At 44.6% G+C, this 20,424-nt stretch carries 20 protein-coding genes; 9 read left to right on the plus strand and 11 right to left on the minus strand.

All coding sequences use genetic code 11. The annotated features are described in order from the left end of the window. Positions 1–16: 16 nt before the first annotated feature. From BLT29_RS02570 to BLT29_RS02585, 4 genes are all read right to left on the minus strand, one after another. Positions 17–1,060 carry a LacI family DNA-binding transcriptional regulator gene (locus tag BLT29_RS02570; protein WP_090774759.1) on the minus strand — a complete coding sequence of 348 codons (1,044 nt, stop codon included), beginning with the start codon at positions 1,058–1,060 and terminating at the stop codon, positions 17–19. 48 nt (positions 1,061–1,108) lie between these two features. After that, positions 1,109–1,951: a sugar ABC transporter permease gene (locus BLT29_RS02575; protein WP_090774760.1), complete on the minus strand. Its 843-nt coding sequence runs from the start codon at positions 1,949–1,951 to the stop codon at positions 1,109–1,111. Further along, the gene (locus BLT29_RS02580) at positions 1,951–3,246 is read right to left on the minus strand and encodes a carbohydrate ABC transporter permease (RefSeq protein WP_090774761.1); all 1,296 of its coding nucleotides are present in this window, start codon (positions 3,244–3,246) and stop codon (positions 1,951–1,953) included. Before BLT29_RS02580 ends, BLT29_RS02575 begins: the two co-directional genes overlap by 1 nt. A 94-nt stretch (positions 3,247–3,340) precedes the next feature. Continuing rightward, complete coding sequence (locus tag BLT29_RS02585) at positions 3,341–4,606, minus strand: sugar ABC transporter substrate-binding protein (RefSeq protein ID WP_090774762.1); 1,266 nt, start codon at positions 4,604–4,606, stop codon at positions 3,341–3,343. A 283-nt stretch (positions 4,607–4,889) separates the two neighbouring features. On the opposite strand from BLT29_RS02585, the gene BLT29_RS02590 reads away from it, so the two are divergent. From BLT29_RS02590 to BLT29_RS02600, 3 genes are read left to right on the plus strand one after another with little or no spacing between them, the layout of a single operon-like run. Further along, on the plus strand, positions 4,890–5,621 hold the full coding sequence (locus tag BLT29_RS02590; protein WP_090774763.1) for an SDR family NAD(P)-dependent oxidoreductase: 732 nt from the start codon (positions 4,890–4,892) through the stop codon (positions 5,619–5,621). Beyond that, positions 5,621–6,613: an S-adenosylmethionine:tRNA ribosyltransferase-isomerase gene (locus tag BLT29_RS02595; protein WP_218123995.1), complete on the plus strand. Its 993-nt coding sequence runs from the start codon at positions 5,621–5,623 to the stop codon at positions 6,611–6,613. The genes BLT29_RS02590 and BLT29_RS02595 overlap by 1 nt, the downstream gene beginning before the upstream one ends. Positions 6,614–6,616: 3 nt before the next feature. Then, positions 6,617–6,970: a hypothetical protein gene (locus BLT29_RS02600; RefSeq protein ID WP_090774765.1), complete on the plus strand. Its 354-nt coding sequence runs from the start codon at positions 6,617–6,619 to the stop codon at positions 6,968–6,970. Here the strand turns inward: BLT29_RS02600 and BLT29_RS02605 are convergent. The 7 genes from BLT29_RS02605 to BLT29_RS02635 all read right to left on the minus strand — a co-directional run bounded on the left by BLT29_RS02605 (position 6,967) and on the right by BLT29_RS02635 (position 12,835). Further along, positions 6,967–7,614, minus strand: coding sequence for a response regulator (locus tag BLT29_RS02605; protein ID WP_090774766.1), 648 nt, complete (start codon positions 7,612–7,614; stop codon positions 6,967–6,969). The genes BLT29_RS02600 and BLT29_RS02605 overlap by 4 nt on opposite strands. Beyond that, positions 7,595–8,734 (minus strand): GAF domain-containing sensor histidine kinase, encoded by a 1,140-nt coding sequence (locus BLT29_RS02610; RefSeq protein WP_090774767.1) that lies wholly within the window; start codon positions 8,732–8,734, stop codon positions 7,595–7,597. The genes BLT29_RS02605 and BLT29_RS02610 overlap by 20 nt, the downstream gene beginning before the upstream one ends. A 188-nt stretch (positions 8,735–8,922) precedes the next feature. After that, positions 8,923–9,741, minus strand: coding sequence for a hypothetical protein (locus BLT29_RS02615; protein ID WP_090774768.1), 819 nt, complete (start codon positions 9,739–9,741; stop codon positions 8,923–8,925). Further along, the gene (locus tag BLT29_RS02620; RefSeq protein ID WP_090774769.1) at positions 9,738–10,427 is read right to left on the minus strand and encodes an ABC transporter ATP-binding protein; all 690 of its coding nucleotides are present in this window, start codon (positions 10,425–10,427) and stop codon (positions 9,738–9,740) included. The genes BLT29_RS02615 and BLT29_RS02620 overlap by 4 nt, the downstream gene beginning before the upstream one ends. Then, complete coding sequence (locus tag BLT29_RS02625; protein WP_090774770.1) at positions 10,420–10,800, minus strand: GntR family transcriptional regulator; 381 nt, start codon at positions 10,798–10,800, stop codon at positions 10,420–10,422. Before BLT29_RS02625 ends, BLT29_RS02620 begins: the two co-directional genes overlap by 8 nt. A 28-nt stretch (positions 10,801–10,828) precedes the next feature. Continuing rightward, entirely contained in the window at positions 10,829–12,010 is a 1,182-nt protein-coding gene (locus BLT29_RS02630; RefSeq protein ID WP_090774771.1) for a hypothetical protein, read from the minus strand. Then, positions 12,011–12,835: a hypothetical protein gene (locus BLT29_RS02635; protein ID WP_090774772.1), complete on the minus strand. Its 825-nt coding sequence runs from the start codon at positions 12,833–12,835 to the stop codon at positions 12,011–12,013. 240 nt (positions 12,836–13,075) lie between these two features. On the opposite strand from BLT29_RS02635, the gene BLT29_RS02640 reads away from it, so the two are divergent. From BLT29_RS02640 to BLT29_RS02665, 6 genes are all read left to right on the plus strand, one after another. Further along, entirely contained in the window at positions 13,076–13,921 is an 846-nt protein-coding gene (locus BLT29_RS02640) for an NYN domain-containing protein (protein WP_245701004.1), read from the plus strand. Between the two features lie 384 nt (positions 13,922–14,305). Beyond that, positions 14,306–14,836: a GNAT family N-acetyltransferase gene (locus tag BLT29_RS02645; RefSeq protein WP_176763777.1), complete on the plus strand. Its 531-nt coding sequence runs from the start codon at positions 14,306–14,308 to the stop codon at positions 14,834–14,836. Between the two features lie 60 nt (positions 14,837–14,896). After that, the gene (locus tag BLT29_RS02650) at positions 14,897–16,351 is read left to right on the plus strand and encodes a helix-turn-helix domain-containing protein (RefSeq protein ID WP_176763765.1); all 1,455 of its coding nucleotides are present in this window, start codon (positions 14,897–14,899) and stop codon (positions 16,349–16,351) included. 141 nt (positions 16,352–16,492) lie between these two features. After that, positions 16,493–18,163 (plus strand): urocanate hydratase, encoded by a 1,671-nt coding sequence (gene hutU, locus BLT29_RS02655; RefSeq protein WP_090774775.1) that lies wholly within the window; start codon positions 16,493–16,495, stop codon positions 18,161–18,163. Then, entirely contained in the window at positions 18,160–19,431 is a 1,272-nt protein-coding gene (hutI, locus tag BLT29_RS02660) for an imidazolonepropionase (protein ID WP_090774776.1), read from the plus strand. Before hutU ends, hutI begins: the two co-directional genes overlap by 4 nt. Further along, the gene (locus BLT29_RS02665) at positions 19,422–20,423 is read left to right on the plus strand and encodes an agmatinase family protein (RefSeq protein ID WP_090774777.1); all 1,002 of its coding nucleotides are present in this window, start codon (positions 19,422–19,424) and stop codon (positions 20,421–20,423) included. The genes hutI and BLT29_RS02665 overlap by 10 nt, the downstream gene beginning before the upstream one ends. The last annotated feature ends 1 nt before the right edge of the window (position 20,424 follow it).

Below are 20,424 nucleotides of genomic sequence, written 5' to 3' on the forward strand. Positions count from 1 at the left end.
CATAAGGTCAGCTTCTTTACTTAGAAGGCGCCAAATGATCAAGCTTTTTACAGCTTTGCCGCTTAATAAGGCGGTGTGGTACAATGATCGTTTTAGCTTCTATGTCTGGTGTTTGGATTTTCTCAACTAATGCATCTGTCGCTTTTTGACCTAGCTCATAAATATGAATGTCAACCGTTGTCAGTGGCGGCGAGGAGAGCTCAGATAGCATGACATTGTTAAAGCTAATGACGGAGATGTCTTCTGGCACGGAGACTTGCATCTCGTCAAGCATGCGCAAAACACCAAGCGCCATTAGGTCGTCAGCAACAATGAGTGCAGTCGGTGGTTTTTCTAATGACATAAGCTCAATGACTGCTTGTTGCCCGCCCTCGAGTACTTCTTGGTAATAAACGCTGTAATCACGATTCATTGGAATTGCAGCATTATGAAGAGCTTGCTCGTAGCCTGCCGCATGATCAACAGTAACAATCGCTTCTTGTTGTCCTCCAATGAAGCCAATCGCTTCGTGGCCAAGTAACAGCAGGTACTCGGTGACGAGCTTTGCTGCTTTGACATTGTCATTGTTTACGTACGTAATGTTTTTTGTTGCAATATTGTCTGGACGGCCAACGAGCACGAAAGGAAATTGTTGTTCTAGTAAATAAGGAATAATTTGATCGTCAATTTTTGAAGAAAGCAAGATGATGCCGTCAACGCGACAACTTTGCACCATTTGTTTCACTTCGTTAAATATGTCTTCGTCCGTTTGTCCAGTCGATAAAGCGAGACCGTAGCCTGCAGTATACGCTTTTGTTGTAATCCCGCGTAATACTTCTGGAAAAAATGGATTTTGGAAGGCGACTTCAGATGCGCCAGGGATGATCACGCCAAGCATATTGGTGCGGTTATTAACAAGGTTGCGGGCATTAAAGTTAGGGTGATAGCCTAGCGCTTCCATTGTTTCGCGGACGCGCGCTTTTGTCTTACTACTAATACGCGAACTGTTCGCAATGACGCGCGAGACAGTTGAGGGCGCGACGCCTGCTTGTTTTGCGACCTCTCTAATCGTCACCTTCATGTAGATTCCTCCACTCTTGCTCGTGTTTTCCTTAGAATAATATTTATCTTAGCCTTTCGTCGCGCCAGACGTCAAACCGGAAATCAAGTAGCGCTGTAAAAATAAGAAGACGGTTGCAATTGGAATAGCAATGAGAATGGACCCGGCTGCAAATCGTGTAAAGTTGTTGGCAAATTGATCATTGACAAAGTTGAACAAACCGAGTGCAAGCGTGTAATTCTCTGGACTACGTAAAATAATCCGTGGCAAAATGAAGTCCATAAACGGCATCATAAAGTTAAATAACGCCACGACAGCTAAAATTGGTTTTGCGAGTGGGAGCATAATCGTAAAGAAAATACGGAAATGACCTGCCCCGTCTAGTTTGGCTGATTCGTCTAGTTCAATTGGAATTGTATCGAAGTATCCTTTCACTAAAAAGGCATTCATTGGGATGGCCGTTCCGACATAAATGAGAATTAAACCGAGTAAAGAGTCTAATAACCCGATTGTATTAAGCAAAATGTAGAGGGCAACCATCGCCATTAAAGCTGGGAACATTTGTAGTACTAAAAACAAATACAAGCTATATTTTCGTCCGACAAAACGGTAACGCGAAAATGCATAAGCAGTTAATGCAATAAAGAAGGTAGCCAAAATCGACGTAGAGAAAGCAACGATCAACGTGTTTTTATACCACGTTAAATATTGGCTACTTGGATCGGTGAACAACCAAATATAATGAACAAATGACGCGTTTTCAGGAATCATGCCCGCTCCATATAAGCTTGTACCTGGGTTTAATGAAAGGCCAAACGTCCATAGTAATGGATAAGCAATGATCACGACCATAAAGGTGAGAAACAAATAAATGAATGTTACTTCCAAGGCTGATTTATGTTTTCGCTTCATTAGATTTGCCCCTCCTCTTTAAACGAGCGACTGCGTCGGAATTGGAAGATCGCGATACTTGCAACAATGAGTCCGATAATGATCGAAATCGTTGCGGCCATACTGTACTGCTGATTTTCAAACGCGAGTTTATATACCCATGAGATTAAAATGTCGGTGCCACCGGCGTTTTGTCCTTGGACAGGAGGCCCTCCTTGGTTAAATAAGTAAATAATATTGAAGTTATTAAAGTTTGCGGCGTACTGCATAATGAGTAGTGGTGCAGTCGCAAATAAAATATGAGGCAATGTAATGAAACGCAATTTTTGAAACCGGCTGGCGCCATCAATATCGGCTGCTTCGTACCAGTCAGACGAAATGCTTTGCAACACACCGGTGAACAATGCGAATACGAATGGAAAGCCAAGCCATACTTGAATGATGACCAAAGCAAAACGAGACCAGAGGACATCACTTAGCCACGGAATGTTTGTGCCAAACAGTGGATAGATGATATCGCGATTGATTGCTCCGAATTCGTTGTTGAATAACGCCACGAAAATCAGGATCGTTACAAAAGCCGGCACGGCCCAAGGCAAAATTAAGATCGTGCGAATGGTGCGCTTAAATTTAATCCGTTTATCATTGACAAGTAGCGCAAGAAGCAATGCGAGTGCAATTTGTAATGTCGTTGCTACTAAGGTCCAAATAAGGGTCCATGAAAAGACAGAAACAAACGTTTCGCGCCAAATTGGCACGGTGAATAAGTTTTTCAGGTTTTCGAATCCAATCCAGTCAAGAAGTGCGCGTGGTGGTGCATTGTGTAAACTATAATTTGTAAATGACAGCCCCACCATAAAAAGAAGTGGGAACACAACCGTAAATACAAGTAGGAAAAACCCAGGTCCGACGAGGATATATGGGAACCCTTTATCCCACGCATGCCAAAAGCCTTCTCGTAATGTAAGACGTGATGCACCAGCGCGAATGGCTTCGGCACTTTTGTATGCATCACGTAAGTTGACCCAGTAAAAAGCAAGAGCGAATGTGAGTAGGAGGACAGCCATCATGCCTTGTCCAAGCAACACACGGGAGTCATCAATCCGTGGCATCGTTCCGAGTGTAAAAAGCCCCCAGAAACCAATGTTTAAAAAGTCATAAAAAACAACGACAAAGGCAGCGGCAAACAAGAGAAAAAGGCTCCCCTTCAGCCAATGACGATTGTATAGTTGTCCTAGCCCGGGAATGAGCGACAGCGCACAAGCGAGTCGTGGACGGTGTTTTTGTGTGTGAGCCTGATCTTGGGCAGTACCCATGAGCGGTTCACTCCTTTCTAATTTCCAACATACAGATAGCATGTCATCGACTAGAAACGAGACTTGTTTCTAGCCGATGATCTCAAGGTTATTTTTATTGTCCGCGACTTAATTCGATTTCTTTTTCGATTTGCCCAACAGCATCATCAAGCGCTTCTTTTGGTTCTGTTCCTTCGGCGATAAACTTAAAAGCGTTCTCCATTGGTTCCCATACGCGGCTCATTTCTGGAATGTTAGGCATTGGTACGGCATGGGCTGCTTGCTCCGCAAAGCTTGCTTGATGGGCGTCATTGACGTCAACATCTGGGCGAGCAGGTGATTGCTTTGTGACGTCAAAGAAGTGATTGGCATTTTCTTCATTCGTTAAGAAAAATGCTAATTCCGTTGCCCAATCAGCGTGCTCGCTGTACTCGCTGACAAACCAGCCTTTGACACTAGAGAAGGAAGAGAGCGGATTGCCATCAATGGTCGGTAATGGTGCGACACCAAGATCGTCACCAAGTGCATCAGAAAATTCTCCGAGGTTCCACGGACCAGAAATGATGCTGGCAACTTTGCCATCGTTAAAGAGTCCTTTCATGACATCTTCGTTAATGCTGCGCGGAATGGCGCCATCATTAAACCAATCATATACAATGGTTGCCCCTTTCACCGCACCCTCATTGTTTAAGCCAATGTCATCTGTATCATATAATCCCGTATCGTCTTGGTTAAAGACGTAACCGCCATCAGCGGCCAACAATGGGTAAAGATAATAAAAGTTTGTCGCTTCCATTAAGAAGCCGTACGTGTCAGCTGCCGTATTTGTATGTTTTTCGATCACTGTATTTAAGTCTTCAAGTGTTTTAGGTGCATCAGCAATCATCGCTTTATTATAGTAGAGCGCGTATGTCTCTGAAGCGACTGGAATCCCGAGTTGTGTGCCTTCGTAGTTCAGCGCAGTGACAGCACCCTCATGATAATCTTCAAGTGCTTTCTGTTGTTCATCTGTCAATGTAAGTTCTTTTGCAAGCCCTTGTAAAGAGACATCGCCTGTACGGTCGTTAGGTAAGAAGAATAAGTCGGGACCATTTCCAGCAGGCGCATCAAGCGAGAGCGCATCGACTTGTTCAAGCATTTCAAATGGCGTGATCTTGATGTCAATGCCTGTTTCGTCAGTGAACCGTTCCGTAATTTCTTTGTATGCTTTCAGTTGAGATTCTTCGTCGTCGACCCAAATCGTTAAGCTGTCTGGTTTTGTGGCGTCGCCTTTATTCGTTTCTTTGCTTGTGGTTGCTTCATCGCGATCTGGTCCACATGCACTTAACACAAGTGAAAGCGCTGCCACCGAGGTGCATAAAAGAAAGGTATGTTTTTTCATGGGATGATTCCTCCTAGTCACTATGTGTAAAAGCAAACGTTTGCACTAATATGCGCAAACATATCACTTGTCTATTTCTCTATTAGTATATTATGCTTGTCGTTATTTGGCAAGAGGAAAATATCGGTTAGTGAAATCGTTTGCGCTATTTATGGACTACAACTTTTGAATGAGCATGGCGTCATCCAAAGAGGTGAAACGAAGAACAACCTTTTGAGCGATGCCCCTTCTCATGTTCTTGCTTATGCTAGTAGTAGCTTTAATCTAATGAGGGGGAGAGAAAATGAGTCAAAAAGTTGTCATGATTAGTGGTGCGTCAAAAGGATTAGGGAGAGCATTAGCGTTGGATTTTGCGAAGAAAGGGTATGCGCTTGTACTGGCTGCACGGGGCGCAGATCAATTGTATCAGTTGGAAAGAGAACTGAAAAAGGAGGGGGCAACCACTTTGGTTATGCCCGGTGATTTGTCTAAGGAAGAAGATGTTGAACGGTTTGTGTCACTCGCACTTGCTGAGTTTGGGAGAATTGATGTACTTATTAATAATGCGTCGATTTTTGGACCAGGACCAACGCTGTTGCTTGATTACGCACAAGAAGAGATGACACGTGTCATGCACATGAACACGATGCTACCTTTCTTAGTCACGAAAAAAGTGTTGCCCGCGATGCTAGAGAACAAGCGTGGTGTTGTGATCACGTTAACATCAGAAGCGGGGAAAACGGGATTTGCGGAGTGGGGTGCGTATGGCATTTCAAAGTTTGCGGTTGAAGGGATGATCGAAACGTGGGCCGATGAACTGGATGGCACTGGTGTACAAATGTATTTAGTTGATCCCGGGGAAATGAATACGGATATGCATGCGATTGCGGTGCCAGACTGTGATTATCCACTGGCCGAACCGGAGGAACGCCTGCCGATTTTTCACTATTTAGCAACGGGAGAAGCGCCTACAGGTACACGATTTGAAGCGGCCGCGTTTCGCGACGGATTAAATGAGTGGGGAGTGGGCTTATGATGGCCACGATCATTGAAGCGACGACACCGATGGAACGCCTCGGAAAGACACGCGATGCCGTGCGCATGCTCGTGTATGGAGCGAACACAAATAACATGTGGCACGATTTGTTTACCTCACTGCCGCAATTTCTACGCCCTGATGATGTGCTCGTATTCAATAATAGTCGCACGATCCCGGCACGGTTACGGTTGCAAGGAGGCGGAGAAGTCCGCCTTTCCCGTCACGTAAGCGAGCAGGTGTGGGATGTATTAATTATGGAAGATGAAAGTGCTGTGGTAGGGAAGATGCTCACATTTGTAGGAAGCCTGACAGCAACGCTTCTAGGTGAAGGGAGTGAGCGACCGCTAAAGCGGCTAAAATTCCATGCATCGGCGCTTGAGGTGGTCAATTATCTGTATAAATATGGTGAAGTCATTCGTTATGAATATGTGAAAGAACCGTGGCCGCTTGCTGATTATCAAACAGTATATGGGACGATGCCAGGTTCAGTGGAAATGGCGTCAGCGGGACGGGCTTTTACATGGCGCTTACTAGCGTCTTTGCGCGCGCACGGTGTTTCATTTGCGACAATTACACTGCATGCGGGTTTAAGTTATTACGAAGATGACAGGTGGCCACAGCCGTCTTTACATCCAGAGTTATTTACGGTAACGAAAGAGAATGCAGCAATCATCAACAAAGCAAAAGCAGCAGGTGGACGGATCATTGCTGTTGGGACAACGGTGGTGCGTACGTTAGAGACAGTTGCGCATCGTGGGCGTGTGTGCGCAGGGGCTGGAGAAACGACGTTACATGTACAGCACCCAGAACAGTTTACCGTTATAGACGGTTTATTGACAGGATTTCATGAGCGGGAAGCGAGCCATATGCAATTGTTAGAAGCATTCATTGGCGATAGAGGCGTACGAGCGGTTTATGATGAGGCTGTCGCACACAATTATCATTGGCATGAATTTGGCGATATGAATTTATTGTTGAAGGATCGCTAAAGGATGCATATACATCATATTGGTGTTCGTGTAGATGATTTGGAGGACGTATTGATAGACTGGATGTGTACATGGGGATTCACGTTAGAGTGGCTTTTTGGAACAGCAGTAGAAAGGTGTGTGTGTTTGAAAAAAGGGGAGGTGCGCGTTGAGTTGGTAGAAACAGTGGAGGAGGGCGCATCTTTTCATCTAGCGTTTGTAGGAATCAAGACGCAAGTAACTGAGACAAGCGCGGCATTAAAACATGTGGGTTTTGTCCAAACGGATGAGATGATGTTGCCCTCAGGGGAGCAAGCGTATTATTTTATCTCAGGGGAAGGGCTAGAGGTGGAGTTGGTGGTTATGGCGCCATGTTAAAAAAGGTTTGGTTCCACCAGTCCTGCTTGAATGGCAAATAAAGCCGCTTGTGTCCGGTCTTGGACCTCAAGTTTGTCAATAATATTGGACACGTGCGTTTTCACAGTCGGCTCTGAGATAACGAGCGTGGCAGCAATTTCTTTGTTGCTTTTGCCGGCACAAATTTCTTGTAAGACTTCGCGCTCGCGGCGTGTCAAATGTGCGAGTTTTTGTTCGTGACCGCTTTTGGGTGTCGCAACGTGGGCGCGGACATGTTTTAACACACGAGGGTGTAGTGGAGCTTCTCCCCTAAGTGCCGCCTCTAATGTTTCTACTAAGACACTTGGTTCGACATCTTTTAATTGGTAGCCGCAAGCGCCTGCGCGTAAAGCGTTGATGACGAAGTCTTTAGCGGAAAAGCTCGTTAAAATAAAGACGTGCGCCTTTGGATCGTGTGCAAGGATCGCTTCTGTTGCCGCGACACCATCGAGAATGGGCATATCAATGTCCATAATGATCATGTCAGGTCGATGTGTAATATATGCGTCAACAGCTTCTTGCCCGTTACTTGCTTCAGCGATGATTTCAATATGTGGATGTGCTTCTAAAAAATAGATCAGTCCTTGCCGGACGACGCGGTGGTCATCAGCTAAGATGAGCTTCATGATTTTTCACCTCGCCTTTTAATTTTGGAAAAGAAATACGCCATGTTGTTCCGCGACCAGGTGCTGTTACGAGTGTGGCTTGCCCGCTCAATGCTTGCGTTCGTTCGCGAATCGTTTGTAAGCCGTAAGATGAGCGGGACGGGGCGGTTTTTTCGTCAAAACCACAACCGTCATCGTGCAAATGGAAGAGATAACGATGATGTTCATGCTCAAAGTGCATGCGTACTCCAGTTGCCCCGCTATGTTTCTTCGTGTTATTTAACACCTCTTGAGCAATCCGGTAAAGGTTTATCGCTTGTGTCTCAGATAAGGATGGTGTTGCCGTGTTCTTCCAAGAAATGTTCATTCCAATTTGCTGGCCGTATGTAGTGACTGCGGTCATAAAGTCGTGTCGAATGGTTTCGTCACGCAATGCATAAACGATCGTTTTTAGCTGCTTTAGGGCTGCTTGTGCGAGCGCTGTCAGCTCTTGCAACTTTCCTTGTATTGCTTCGTCTGTCACCCGTAATGCCAACCCTTGGGCGGTTAATTGCATTGAGAATACAAGTTGATTCACAGAGTCGTGTAAATCGCGTGCAAGCCGATGTCGTTCATATATCCAAGCACGTGCTGCTTCTTCCTCAACGAGGGAAATCCGTTTTAAAGCCGTACCGATTTGTAAAGCAATCAATTCAAGCAATTGTAGCTCTTCTTCGTTGTAATGGATTTTATGAGGATGTGCGACATTTAAAATACCGAGTTTTTCGTCACCTGTGTAGATGGGGATGGTGGCGTGATGGGTGATTCCGTCGACACCTTTGTTCGGTTGTGATTGCACGCGTTCGATCCGTTGACATTCAATCATGTTCACGGCACTGGCAAGCGATCCTTGTAAAAACTTGCTCTTGCACGCACAGCCACCGTCTCTTAACGGTGCGCAGTCACACTTGGCTAAAGCGGGTGGGAGTCCGTGCGCAGCAGCAAGTTCATGCGCACCGTCTTTCGTAATTAAAAAAATCCAGCCACTTTGTAAGCCTGTTTCGTGTAAAAGATGGGTGAGCACGCGCGCTAACATTGTCTTCCGATCTGTTTCCTGATTCAATGTTTGTGAGATTTGTTTAAGCGTATGTAAGGTGTGCATGGTGGTGGCTCCTTTTGATAGAGTGAGGGAGCGGTTTCTTTTGTTTGATTATATAGGATAACGGGCGAAGGGGCGAAGAAAATGCTTTGGGGAACCGTAAGTGTTATTTCTCTATAAAAATAAGGACACCCACCTACCATACGTAAGTGAATGTCCTCCGGGTGGTGGAAGCCTCTTTTTCCTTGCGCTTAAACTGTAATTCGTGTTTTCATCAATCGATGTGCAATGAGTAGATTCATTGCCATGACAAGAAGAAAAATAGTACTGTCCAGAAAGAAACGTTCTGAAGGATACATATAGCTATGGAACCATTGAGACGGGAATGTCGTGATGGCATAGATACATACGCCGTAAATAATTGCGGGAACAATGCCTGTAAAATGATAAGCACGTTCAATGACAATCATTGTAAACAATGTTAGCAAGAACAGAATGCCTCCTTGAAAAAGTGTGATCATCTCTACCGTATTAGCTGGATGAATAAACAATGATGGATTGATATTTTTTAGCACACTGTATATCGGGACAGACGTAACTGCTTCAGTTGGAAATCGCATTTCGTAAAATAATTGTTGAATTGGAATAATTGAGATTTGCCACGTGATCGCTCCAAGCCACAAAAGCGCAATCGTTGTGAATTTCGCCCAAAATAAGCTTAGTCGGGCGTGGGGCAATGTAAGTAAGCGATAAATGATTGTGTTTTTCCCATACCAGTCGCGATACCAAATAAATAAGGAATAGAGTGTAATGATTGTCAACACGATGATGAATGCGCCTTGGTAGATGATGGATAAACCGACTGGAGCCATTGTAAAAGGTCCGTGTTCTGCAAGGAAGTGATCAACTGTTTTACCTTCTTTTATAAACGCCGCTATACCACCTAACTCAATTTGTTGGTTACGGAAAACAACGAGGAGTTGCCCGACAAGTAGAAACAAGAGCAGCCCAACATAAGTAGGCAAGAAGCGGCGCAGTTCGAAGTGAGTCAGCCTTAAATACGTCATCATGGTAAATAAACCTCGCGCATCACATCCTCAATCGACTTGCCTTCAGAAATACGCATTTCCTCTGTATCAAATGTTTTCAACACACGACCGTCATCAAGAAAGATCACTTTGTCAATTAAATGTTCAATGTCTTTAATTTCATGTGTTGTAATAATCACACCACGATCTTCAAGGAAGCCACTAGAAAATAAGTTAGAAATTTGTTCACGGCTAAAAATGTCAATCCCGGAAAACGGTTCATCCATTAAAATATATTTTACATCAAGTGATAAACCGAGTAACAAATTTACTTTTGCTGTATTTCCTTTTGATAGGTCGGAGATTTTCGTTCTCCGGTCTAATTTGAAAAACGACAGCAACTCATTTGCGCGTGTATCATTCCAGCTTTTATAAAAATCACGCATGAAGGTGATCGCTTGATCAATCGTCATTGAGGGTGGCATCGGAATCGCATCTGGAATGAACGTAATGACTTCATAACTTTTAGCTTGTAATGGTTGTCCGTCAATTGTAACGGTGCCGCTACTTTTTGGTGTTAAGTTTGTAATGATTTTCAGCATCGTTGTTTTGCCGACACCGTTAATCCCAATGAGACAAGTCATTTCCCCAGGGTGTGCGGTAAAGGAAACGTCATGAAGTACTTTTTTCCGACCATATTTCTTTGAGACGTTTTTCACTTCAATCATGAGAGGTATCCTCCTTGTAATAACGTTCTTTCGTCATGTTCATTAATTCATTAAATGGCACTTGAATGGGGCGGATGGAGGCGATAAAAGCGTCGATTGCCTCTTCAATGAGCTCTTGTCTAACAGCATGTAATACACGCTCGTCCTCTGTGACCCGGCTCGGGCGATTACGCTCTGTATAAATCAACTGTTGCTCCTCCATTTCTTTGTACGCGCGTTGGGCTGTATTTGGATTAATTTTCAAGGTCGCGCCAAGTTCACGTCGGGAGGGGATCTCTTGTCCAGCTTGAAGTTGTCCCGTAGCAATTTGCTCTTTGAAGTGGCGAATGACTTGTACATACACAGGCTCTCTCGTGTTGAATGATATGCTCATCTCGATCTCCTTCCTGTCTTGTATGTGACTATAGTTCGTCTTCTCCAAAAGTAATGGATAAGCCCAAAGACACATTCGAGAGTTTTCCGTGGTAGCGCACGGCGCCTGTATTGACATCGATCACATATAGATGACCGTCCCCAACGTCATTTGATGTGTTGTTTTCGTACGAATCAAGATTTAATACATACATCAATCCATCTTTGATGAGGAAGTCCGTATTGTATGCCTCTGAGAGTGTAATGTCGGTTGTGATGCTTTCATGAAATGTTTTATTCACGATGTTGTATACGTCTACTTGGAATTGATCTTCTGTTGAGACGGCATAGAGCATGTCGTTAAAGGTGAGAAGGCGGTCAATAATGCCGTTCTCTCCTTCTTGTTCGAGAAAGAACGACGTGTTTGCGGTGGCGTCATAACCTGCAATACGACTTGTTTCTTCCTGATCAATCAAAAACCAGGCAGTTGGTGTCGGGGTAGGTGAAAGCCCATGTAACGAAATGTAACTGTCTGTTCCTTGTGTTTCCGCGATGTCATCTAACATTGTTGTCGAGGAAGTAAGCACTTGTTTATCCATGTCAATATTTAATAAGACGTTACTGTTCATGTCTGTTTGATGGTCGTATACATCTAAGATAGCGTAAAGATGGTTGTTTACCATCTCTAAGTTTTGGACATACGAAAGACTGGTATCACCAGGTAAATCAACAGTCACTGAAAAATGTGTCTCTGCCTCAGTCTCTTTTTGCAGCAAAGCCAAGTCAATTTGTGCACTGCTGTTATCAAATTCATCAAACCATCCTTCTGTTATGTTAGCAATAACTACCGCATCATCTGTTTCAAGAGGTGTCGCATTGGCTCCTCCATACTGGAAAGGGCGCATGAAGTTGCGATAACGGTTTTGCAGTGATTGCATGTGCGAATCGTATTGCTGGTCTAATTTTTCTTGCCAAGAAATAGGATTCTCTGAAAAAGTGAGTGTACCGTCGTTAAAAGCGATTGTACCGTTACTAGTATCTTCGTGTGATTCCACGTTTAGCTGAAGGTCTTTCAGCAGGCTGTTATCTCCAGCAACTGTTTCAAATTGTAGTTTCTTCGCGTCAAGCACTTGCTTGTCGCTCACTGTGACATATAAAATTGTAATGACAATTGAAGCAAAGGCAACGAGAAGAAAACTCGGCCAGTAGCGTTTCAATGCAAAAGGTTTCATCTATACCGTCACCTTCCTTTTCAAAAGATAGAGATTGAGTGGTGTATAAAAAATTAATGTGAAGATCGTCACACCTAGGTGGATCAATACAGATTCTGAAGGATACAAGGAAAACTGATTTGCCACTAAGTAAGGTGCAACGTGTAAGAAGATGAAACAAACTGCCAGGATGGCGCCAAAGAAAAAGCCTTTTAAACGAAAACACCGTTCGAACAAAATGATACTAAAAACAACGGTGACGAAAGTGAACCCAAGGGTATAATAAGCGAAAAAGAGGAGGGCTTCTGCTGGTAATAACAATGGGAAAACGCCTTCTTCAGTAAAACTTGCTAAAGACACAGTATCATACAGGGTTTCTGGAACCATCACAGCGATCATTTTTGCACCAATAAAGAAAATGACAATTTGCAATGCCAACAGTCCGAAAACAAGGAGCATGATCGTCGATAACTTCGCAAAATAGATCGGTGCGCGCGTTGTCGGTAGGAGCAGAAGCCGATGAATGAAGGCGTGTTTACCAAACCAATCCCGGTACCAAATTAAAATCATATAAAGAAGCAAAACAGCAATGGAGACCATAATTGGGTAGTAAAACCATGGCTCACGTAGAAATCCATTTGGACTACTCATATAGAATTCTTCGTGTGTGCTTGCGGCTTTCAAGCTAATGCTTTTTTCTCGTGCAAACTGTGTAAGTTCTTTCATAAACTGATTTGCGCCAAACCAGATCGCGCTCAATTGTCCAATGAGTACGAGCCCCATAAGACCAACATATATTTTCCAAACACGACTTAATTCGAAATGAACAAGTTTAAAATAGGACAAAAAGATCACCTCTATCACAAAATGTATGTATTAAACGATTCATACACGATAATCTGTATTATAAAGTTCATACAGACGTCATGTCAACCCTTTTTTAATATAAAAATGATAAAACGTGGGAAATGAAAGACGTCAAATATATTTTTTTTAGAAATTCTACAACATCACATAGGGTTTTTTAGTTTTTTGTCGTAGAATATATAGTAAGGAGACTTTATTTTGTGTTAGGGAGGCGGTTCAATGGTGAATCAAGGACATGGAATGCATAAGGAGGTTACGTTTAGGACATCAGAACATCGGAATGTCGCAATTTTTCTTGACTATGATAATGTGTACTGGACGTTGATGAATCGTTATAATCATAATCCGAATCATGAAGAACTAGAAAAGAATTTATTTTATCGCTTGTGGGAACGTTATGGACAAGACCAAGTGCGCGCGTTTCGGGCTTATGCAGACTTTCAGCGGATTCGTTCGAATTTAACTGATTTACAGAAACAGCGGGTACAGATTCGTCATGTATACTCTAATGACAAGGAAGGCGACTCTCGTAAAAACTCATCTGACATTGAGCTTTGTATTGATGCCATTGAGAGTACGTATAAAGATGAGAATATTTCTTGTTATGTATTTGTGACAGCTGATAGTGATATGGTGCCAATTATGAGTCGATTGATGTTTAAAGGAAAACGGGTCGAGCTATATTATTTATCTGAAGCAGCACCAAAGCATACAGATATAACAAATTACTCCCATTACAGCGAGGATTTAAGGGAATTTTTACAGCTTGAGGTCAAAGAATATGACTTAGCTGCTTATAAAATGGAAGCGCTTCGTTTTATTGAAGAGTGGGAAAGTCGTTTTGGTGCAGGGAACGAATTGTACTTAGGTGCACCGTGGCTTCGGAATCAATTTTCTCTTAAATTTGCGATGCCTGCCAATGCTGCGAGTGAGCTCATTGATTTATTGAAAGTTGAGCGGCTCATTGGAACGGAAAATAAAGAGTTACGAAATGGTGATGTGAAACCGAGTTTGGCACTGACGGAATTAGGACGTGCATGGATCGCGCCCTTACAGAACGTCTAAGTTGATGATCACATAAGGTGTTTTCCAACAAGAAACGGGTGGAGAACACCTTATGTATGTAGACTTTTTTGTGTGGCATCTTTTTTTATTCTCGTATTGTCGAATTTTAAGGGTTGACTTGTTGTTATGTCTTTCTTTATGATATAGGTAAGTAACCTATTCGCTACTATTCGCTAAAAAATGAATGCGTTAGACAAATTCGTTATAAGGCCAAGGAAATACCTTGACCTTTTCTATGTATTGTTAGAGTGGGGGAGAAACGTCCTCACCTCTCTTTCGTGTATGTTCTCTTGAAAGCGATTACGTGCTAGTGCGTCTAGGATAAGAGAATCAAAGGCGCAAAAAGTGTGCGAATGGGGACCTGTGGAGAGGGGAATGTTTGTGATTGTTGTTGATGAACGATTGTATTTACGCAAATTGATGTCTGATGATTTAAAACGCTTTTGGGAACTTGGGTATAAAGAAGAGGCACCGGAATGGAAACAGTGGGACGCGCCATACTTCCCCCATCGTACGATGTCTTATGAACAACTACTGGAAAAGAAAGAAACTTATGTTGACCAAGACGACTTTTACGGGATTTTTGTCGATGATGTGCTGATCGGTATCGTTTCTTATTACTGGGAATATGAGCCTTCTCGGTGGCTGGAAACAGGCATTTTGATTTATGATCCAGTTAACCGTGGAAGTGGCATTGGGTTACGTGCCTTGCGTGCATGGATTGACTATGTATTTAAAGCAGTACCGGTGGTGGAACGGGTTGGGTTTACAACGTGGTCTGGCAATAAACCGATGATGCGTGTAGGGGAAAAACTTGGGATGACGCTGGAAGGCCGGATGCGGAAATGCCGTTTTTACAATGGTGTATATTATGACTCAATTCGTTATGGGGTATTACGGGAAGAATGGTTGTAAAAGTCAGTGTCGCGCGTTTCCTAATCTGATTTTTGACGACTAATGAAAGGAAGGTGGGATATGCATACTGTTTTAATTGCGGATCGCGATCCATTAGAAAGATCAGGTTTAAAGTGGTTGTTTGGGCGCTCACCACTCGTGTGCCAATCTGTGCACGAAGCTGGTGATGTCGCATCGCTTTTATCATTGTTAGAAAATGAGCAACCGACAATCGTATGTTTAGAGTTTGATATGCTGTCTTCAGATGATTGGTCTCATGTGAAAAAGGTGCTTGCGCATTACGAGCCAATTGTATTGGCACTATCTGCGGAAGCAACATATGCAACTGCGATGCGCGCGTTAGATATTCAAGCAATTGATTTGTTTATCAAGCCGCTGTCATTTGAGCAATTTCAGCGGAGATTCCATCAGTTACAGGAGGTGGCACGTCAAAAGCAGCCTGTACATGCACGTGTCATCGAAAAAGATGATGTGTTTAAAAAAGATGCACTGCCAGTGCATGCATTGTTATTATTATCAACAGATCATGGCGATGTGGATCGGATTGTTGTTTTTTTGCGTCAATATGGAGAAGGCGCATTGGCAACGGTGATTGCGCAACAAGATCATGTCGTGTTGTTATTTTCTGATAAACCTGTGGCGCCATTGGATCAATTGGGACAACGATTTGTGTTTGATTGGGGACAGTGCCATCAGTCACAACTAAGTGTCATTCTTTATGAAGATCCACCTGAAGGCACGTCATTGGATGAAATGTATGTGCAAGCGAAAGCGCATTGCATGCAAACGTTTTATCAAGGCTTTCAGCAAGTCATTTCTGTGAGGAGAACACTTAAATTTCGTAAGATTGACCCATTGTTATCAGCTGAAGCGCAACGAGAATGGGTTGAAATGCTTGACGAAGGTGCGTTAGCCCCGATCAAAGCATGGTTGTATGAAACGTTTTTGCCGTCCTCTGACGGAGATATTCATCCAGAGCTTGTACGTATTCAACTGACAAGTGTGCTCGCGCAAGTTCGACGGTTTATGATCCAACAACGCATGGACGAAGCACGGTTAGAACGGGCTTACCATGAAATGTTTGAGCATATTTTGCATGGGAAGGTTTTATCGAGGATTGTACAAGCGTTTATTTTATTTATTTCACAACTACTGGAAGCGCAAGCAGAAAAGCCATCGATGACAGATGTGATCGAGCAAGCGGTTGCATTTATTGATCGGTCGTATACGCAAAGTGACCTGTCGTTAAAAGATGTGGCTCAGTATGTCGGGCGCAACCCGAGTTATTTGAGTGCGCTCCTCTCAGCAAATCGGCAGTCTTTTCGTGACCTGGTCGTTCAACGTCGGATTGAAAAAGCGAAGGAACTGTTGGCGAATGAACCGTGTTCTATTCGTGAAGTTGCTTTACGTAGCGGTTTAAAAGAGGCAAATTATTTAAGTCGTATCTTCAAAAAAGAAGTAGGTCTCACACCGAGTGCATTCCGGCAGCAACAGAGGATCAAATTAAAAGCTTAATTGCGATATAAAATGCTATTTTGGTATTGTTTTGCTCAGGAAAAACAAAATGAATCATCAAAATCAAAATAGGAACCGTCTATGCGGGTCACTCCCCTTCTTCTATACTAAAGCTAACATATAGGAGGAGGGGATTTTTTTATGACCACAAAAAAGAAAGTGACATTGTATAAAGGAAGTGAACTAAACACGAAAGGCTGGGTCCAAGAGGCAGCGTTACGGATGTTAGCCAATAACTTGCAAGACGATGTCGCGGAAAATCCAGCCGATTTGGTCGTTTATGGTGGCATCGGGAAAGCAGCACGAAACTGGGAGAGCTATGAAGCGATTGTCAAGACATTGAAGCGACTTGAAAACGATGAAACATTACTTGTGCAATCGGGGAAGCCCGTTGTCGTATTTAAAACACATGCAGATGCGCCACGTGTACTTTTGGCGAACTCAAATTTAGTACCAGCTTGGGCGAATTGGGACCATTTTCATGAACTTGATCAAAAAGGGCTGATGATGTACGGGCAAATGACGGCAGGAAGCTGGATTTATATTGGTAGTCAAGGCATTGTCCAAGGGACGTATGAGACATTCGCGGAGCTCGGGCGCCAGCATTTTAACGGCTCATTATCCGGGACAATTACCGTCACTGCGGGTCTCGGTGGTATGGGTGGCGCGCAACCGCTGGCGGTGACAATGAATGAAGGCGTTTGCATGGCAATTGAGGTGGACGAGGAGCGGATTGACCGTCGCATTGAAACAAAGTATTTAGATTGTAAAGTATATACGTTAGCGGAAGCGATTGAAAAAGCAGAGGCGGCAAAAGCCGAAAAACGTGCGCTATCCATTGGTTTGCTTGGCAATGCAGCCGAAATATTGCCGCAAATGATTGATGTCGGTTTCCAGCCAGATGTATTAACAGACCAAACGTCGGCGCACGATCCATTAAATGGCTACCTTCCTGTGGGAATGACACTTACGGAGGCCGCAGCGGCTCGGCAAAATGAGCCGGATGTGCTCATTGCCAAAGCGAAGCAAAGCATGGCAACCCATGTAAAAGCCATGCTTGTGATGCAGGAAAAAGGTGCGATTACTTTTGACTACGGTAACAATATTCGCCAAGTTGCCCTCGATGAAGGGGTAAAAGATGCGTTTGCTTTCCCTGGCTTTGTCCCAGCGTATATTCGTCCACAATTTTGTGAAGGGAAAGGGCCGTTCCGCTGGGTCGCGTTGTCTGGGGATCCAGAAGATATTCGCAAAACAGATGAAGCAATTTTGGAGATGTTTGCGGATAACGAAGGATTGTGCAAGTGGATTCGGATGGCGCAAGAGAAAATTGCGTTCCAAGGTTTGCCGTCGCGTATTTGTTGGTTAGGCTACGGTGATCGCGCTCGTTTTGGAAAGCGTTTAAATGACATGGTTGCGGCTGGAGAATTAAAAGCACCGATTGTCATTGGTCGTGATCATCTTGATTCCGGTTCTGTTGCTTCACCAAACCGCGAAACAGAAGCGATGAAAGATGGAAGTGACGCAGTGGCAGACTGGCCGATTTTGAATGCGTTGATCAATAGTGTTGGTGGGGCAAGTTGGGTGTCGTTGCATCACGGTGGCGGTGTCGGTATGGGTTACTCGCTCCACTCGGGCATGGTCATTGTTGCCGATGGAACAAAAGAAGCAGAAAAACGACTTGAGCGTGTGCTGACAACGGATCCTGGTATGGGCGTTGTGCGTCATGCGGATGCCGGATATGAGCTGGCACAAGAGACAGCGAGACGAACGGGGATGGATATGCCAATGTTGGCAAAGGAGGATGCAAAATGACGTATCGTTATATTAAAGGAGCAAACCAAGTCATCACGATGGCTGGCGCGAGTGATACGCCTAAAGTCGGTACAGACATGAGTGAGATTGACGTGCGGACGGATGCGAATGTGTTGCTACGTGATGATGAGATTATTGGTGTGGATACGCATGAGGCATTGCTGGTTGCATTTCCGGAAGAGATTGCGTCAGCAGAAGTCATTGATGCCACAGGGAAAGTGGTCACGCCGGGCTTTGTCGAGCCGCATACGCACTTAGTATACGCAGGCAGTCGCGAGCAAGAATTTGCGATGCGTTTACAAGGCGAAAGTTATATGGCCATCATGAATGCCGGTGGCGGGATTCATGCGACAACGCGGGCGACGCGGGCAGCTTCATTTGAAGAGCTATATACGCAAAGTAAACGGCGTTTGAACCAGTTTATGCAACATGGTGTCACAACGGTGGAAGCGAAAAGTGGTTATGGACTCGATTGGGAAGTGGAAAAGCGCCAATTAGAAGTTGCGCATGCGCTCGACCGTGATCATCCACTCGATATCGTTCACACGTTTATGGGCGCGCATGCAGTACCAGCTGAGTATAAAGGGAATGAAGATGCGTTTGTTGATATTGTGTGTGAAAAAATGATTCCCGAAGTGGCGCGGCTCGGTTTAGCAACATTTAACGACGTATTTTGTGAGCGCGGTGTGTTTACACCTGCTCAAGCAGAACGTGTGCTAAAAGTAGGGCAAGCGCATGGCTTAAAAGCGAAAATTCATGCCGATGAGATCGAGCCATATGAAGGGGCAGAGCTCGCGGCGCAAGTTGGTGCGATATCCGCAGATCACTTGCTGCGCATTTCTGATGCGGGTATTCAAGCGATGGCCGAGAAAAAAGTGGTTGGTGTATTGTTGCCGGGGACGGCGTTCTTTTTAATGACAGACGCGGCCGATGGTCGGAAGATGGTTGACGCTGGCGTGCCAGTGGCGTTGTCAACTGATTGTAATCCAGGTTCTTCACCGACGGTATCAACGGGGCTTATTTTAAGCTTAGCTTGTTTAAACATGGGGATGACGCCAGCAGAAGCGCTTACGGCCGTGACAATCAATGCGGCGCATGCGATTGACCAAGCAACGCGTGTGGGTAGTATTGAAGTCGGCAAACAAGCAGATATTGTTGTTCATGATATCCCTGATTACCGTCAGCTTGTGTATCACTACGGGATGAATCATACCGACACAGTGATGAAAGCGGGTAAGGTCGTTTATCAACGAGGTGGATGCGTGTGAGACGCCCAGCCGAATTAAGGTGTGCACCTTTCTCGTGGCAGCGTCCTACTGGAGACGCGGCTCCTCGCTTTGTATCCGAGTGGGTTGAAGTAGCTGGAGAAGCGCTTCCGGCGTGCGAAGAGCAGGTTGATGTGCTCGTGTGGGGGGTGCCGTTGTCACGTACGTCCATTAGTGCGTCGGCGGCATCTGAACATCCCATGGCATTCCGGCGCTTATGGCGTGGATTTGCGACATATAACATCGATGAGGATGTCAATCTTGCGGGGTTACGTGTCGTCGATGTCGGTGATGTGGTCGAGCATGTGACAGATTCGGCGGTGACGCATGAAGCGATTGAGCAAACGGCATGTTTTTTACGGACGCACTATCCGGAACCATTTTTGACAACGATCGGTGGTGATCATTCGATTACTGCATGTGTGGTGCGGGGAATGCAGAAAGCTGAACCAAGCAAAAAAATAGGCATCATCCAATTAGATACGCATTTTGATTTACGTGATCCTGCGGAACTCGGAAAAGCAAACGGAACACCGATCAGGCAATTGGTTGAAGAAGGTGTCGTTTCGGGGCAGCATGTCCACACCATCGGTTTACATGGCTTTTTTAACGGTGAGCCGTTAAAAGAAGTCGCAGACAGACACGGGATTCATTACTATACGATGAAGCAAACACGTAAACGTGGCTTAGAAGCAACGATCGCCGATGCACTAGCAGCACTCACAACAGAAGTCGACTCCATTTATGTGACCGTCGATATGGATGTCCTTGATATTAGTCATGCTCCTGGTGTGCCCGCCTCGACGCCGGGTGGTATGTACACGGATGAGTTGCTCGATGCCGTTTTGCAGCTCGGTGCCCACCCGAAAGTGGCAGCGCTTGATATTGTTTGCCTTGATCCACGTAAAGATGTGCATGATGCAACGGTGAAAGTCGCCGTGCACACATGGTTGAATGCACTCGTTGGTTTATATAAACGAACAAGCGGCGCATGAT

This window comes from Shouchella lonarensis (assembly GCF_900096965.1).
Taxonomy (GTDB): domain Bacteria; phylum Bacillota; class Bacilli; order Bacillales; family Bacillaceae_D; genus Shouchella; species Shouchella lonarensis.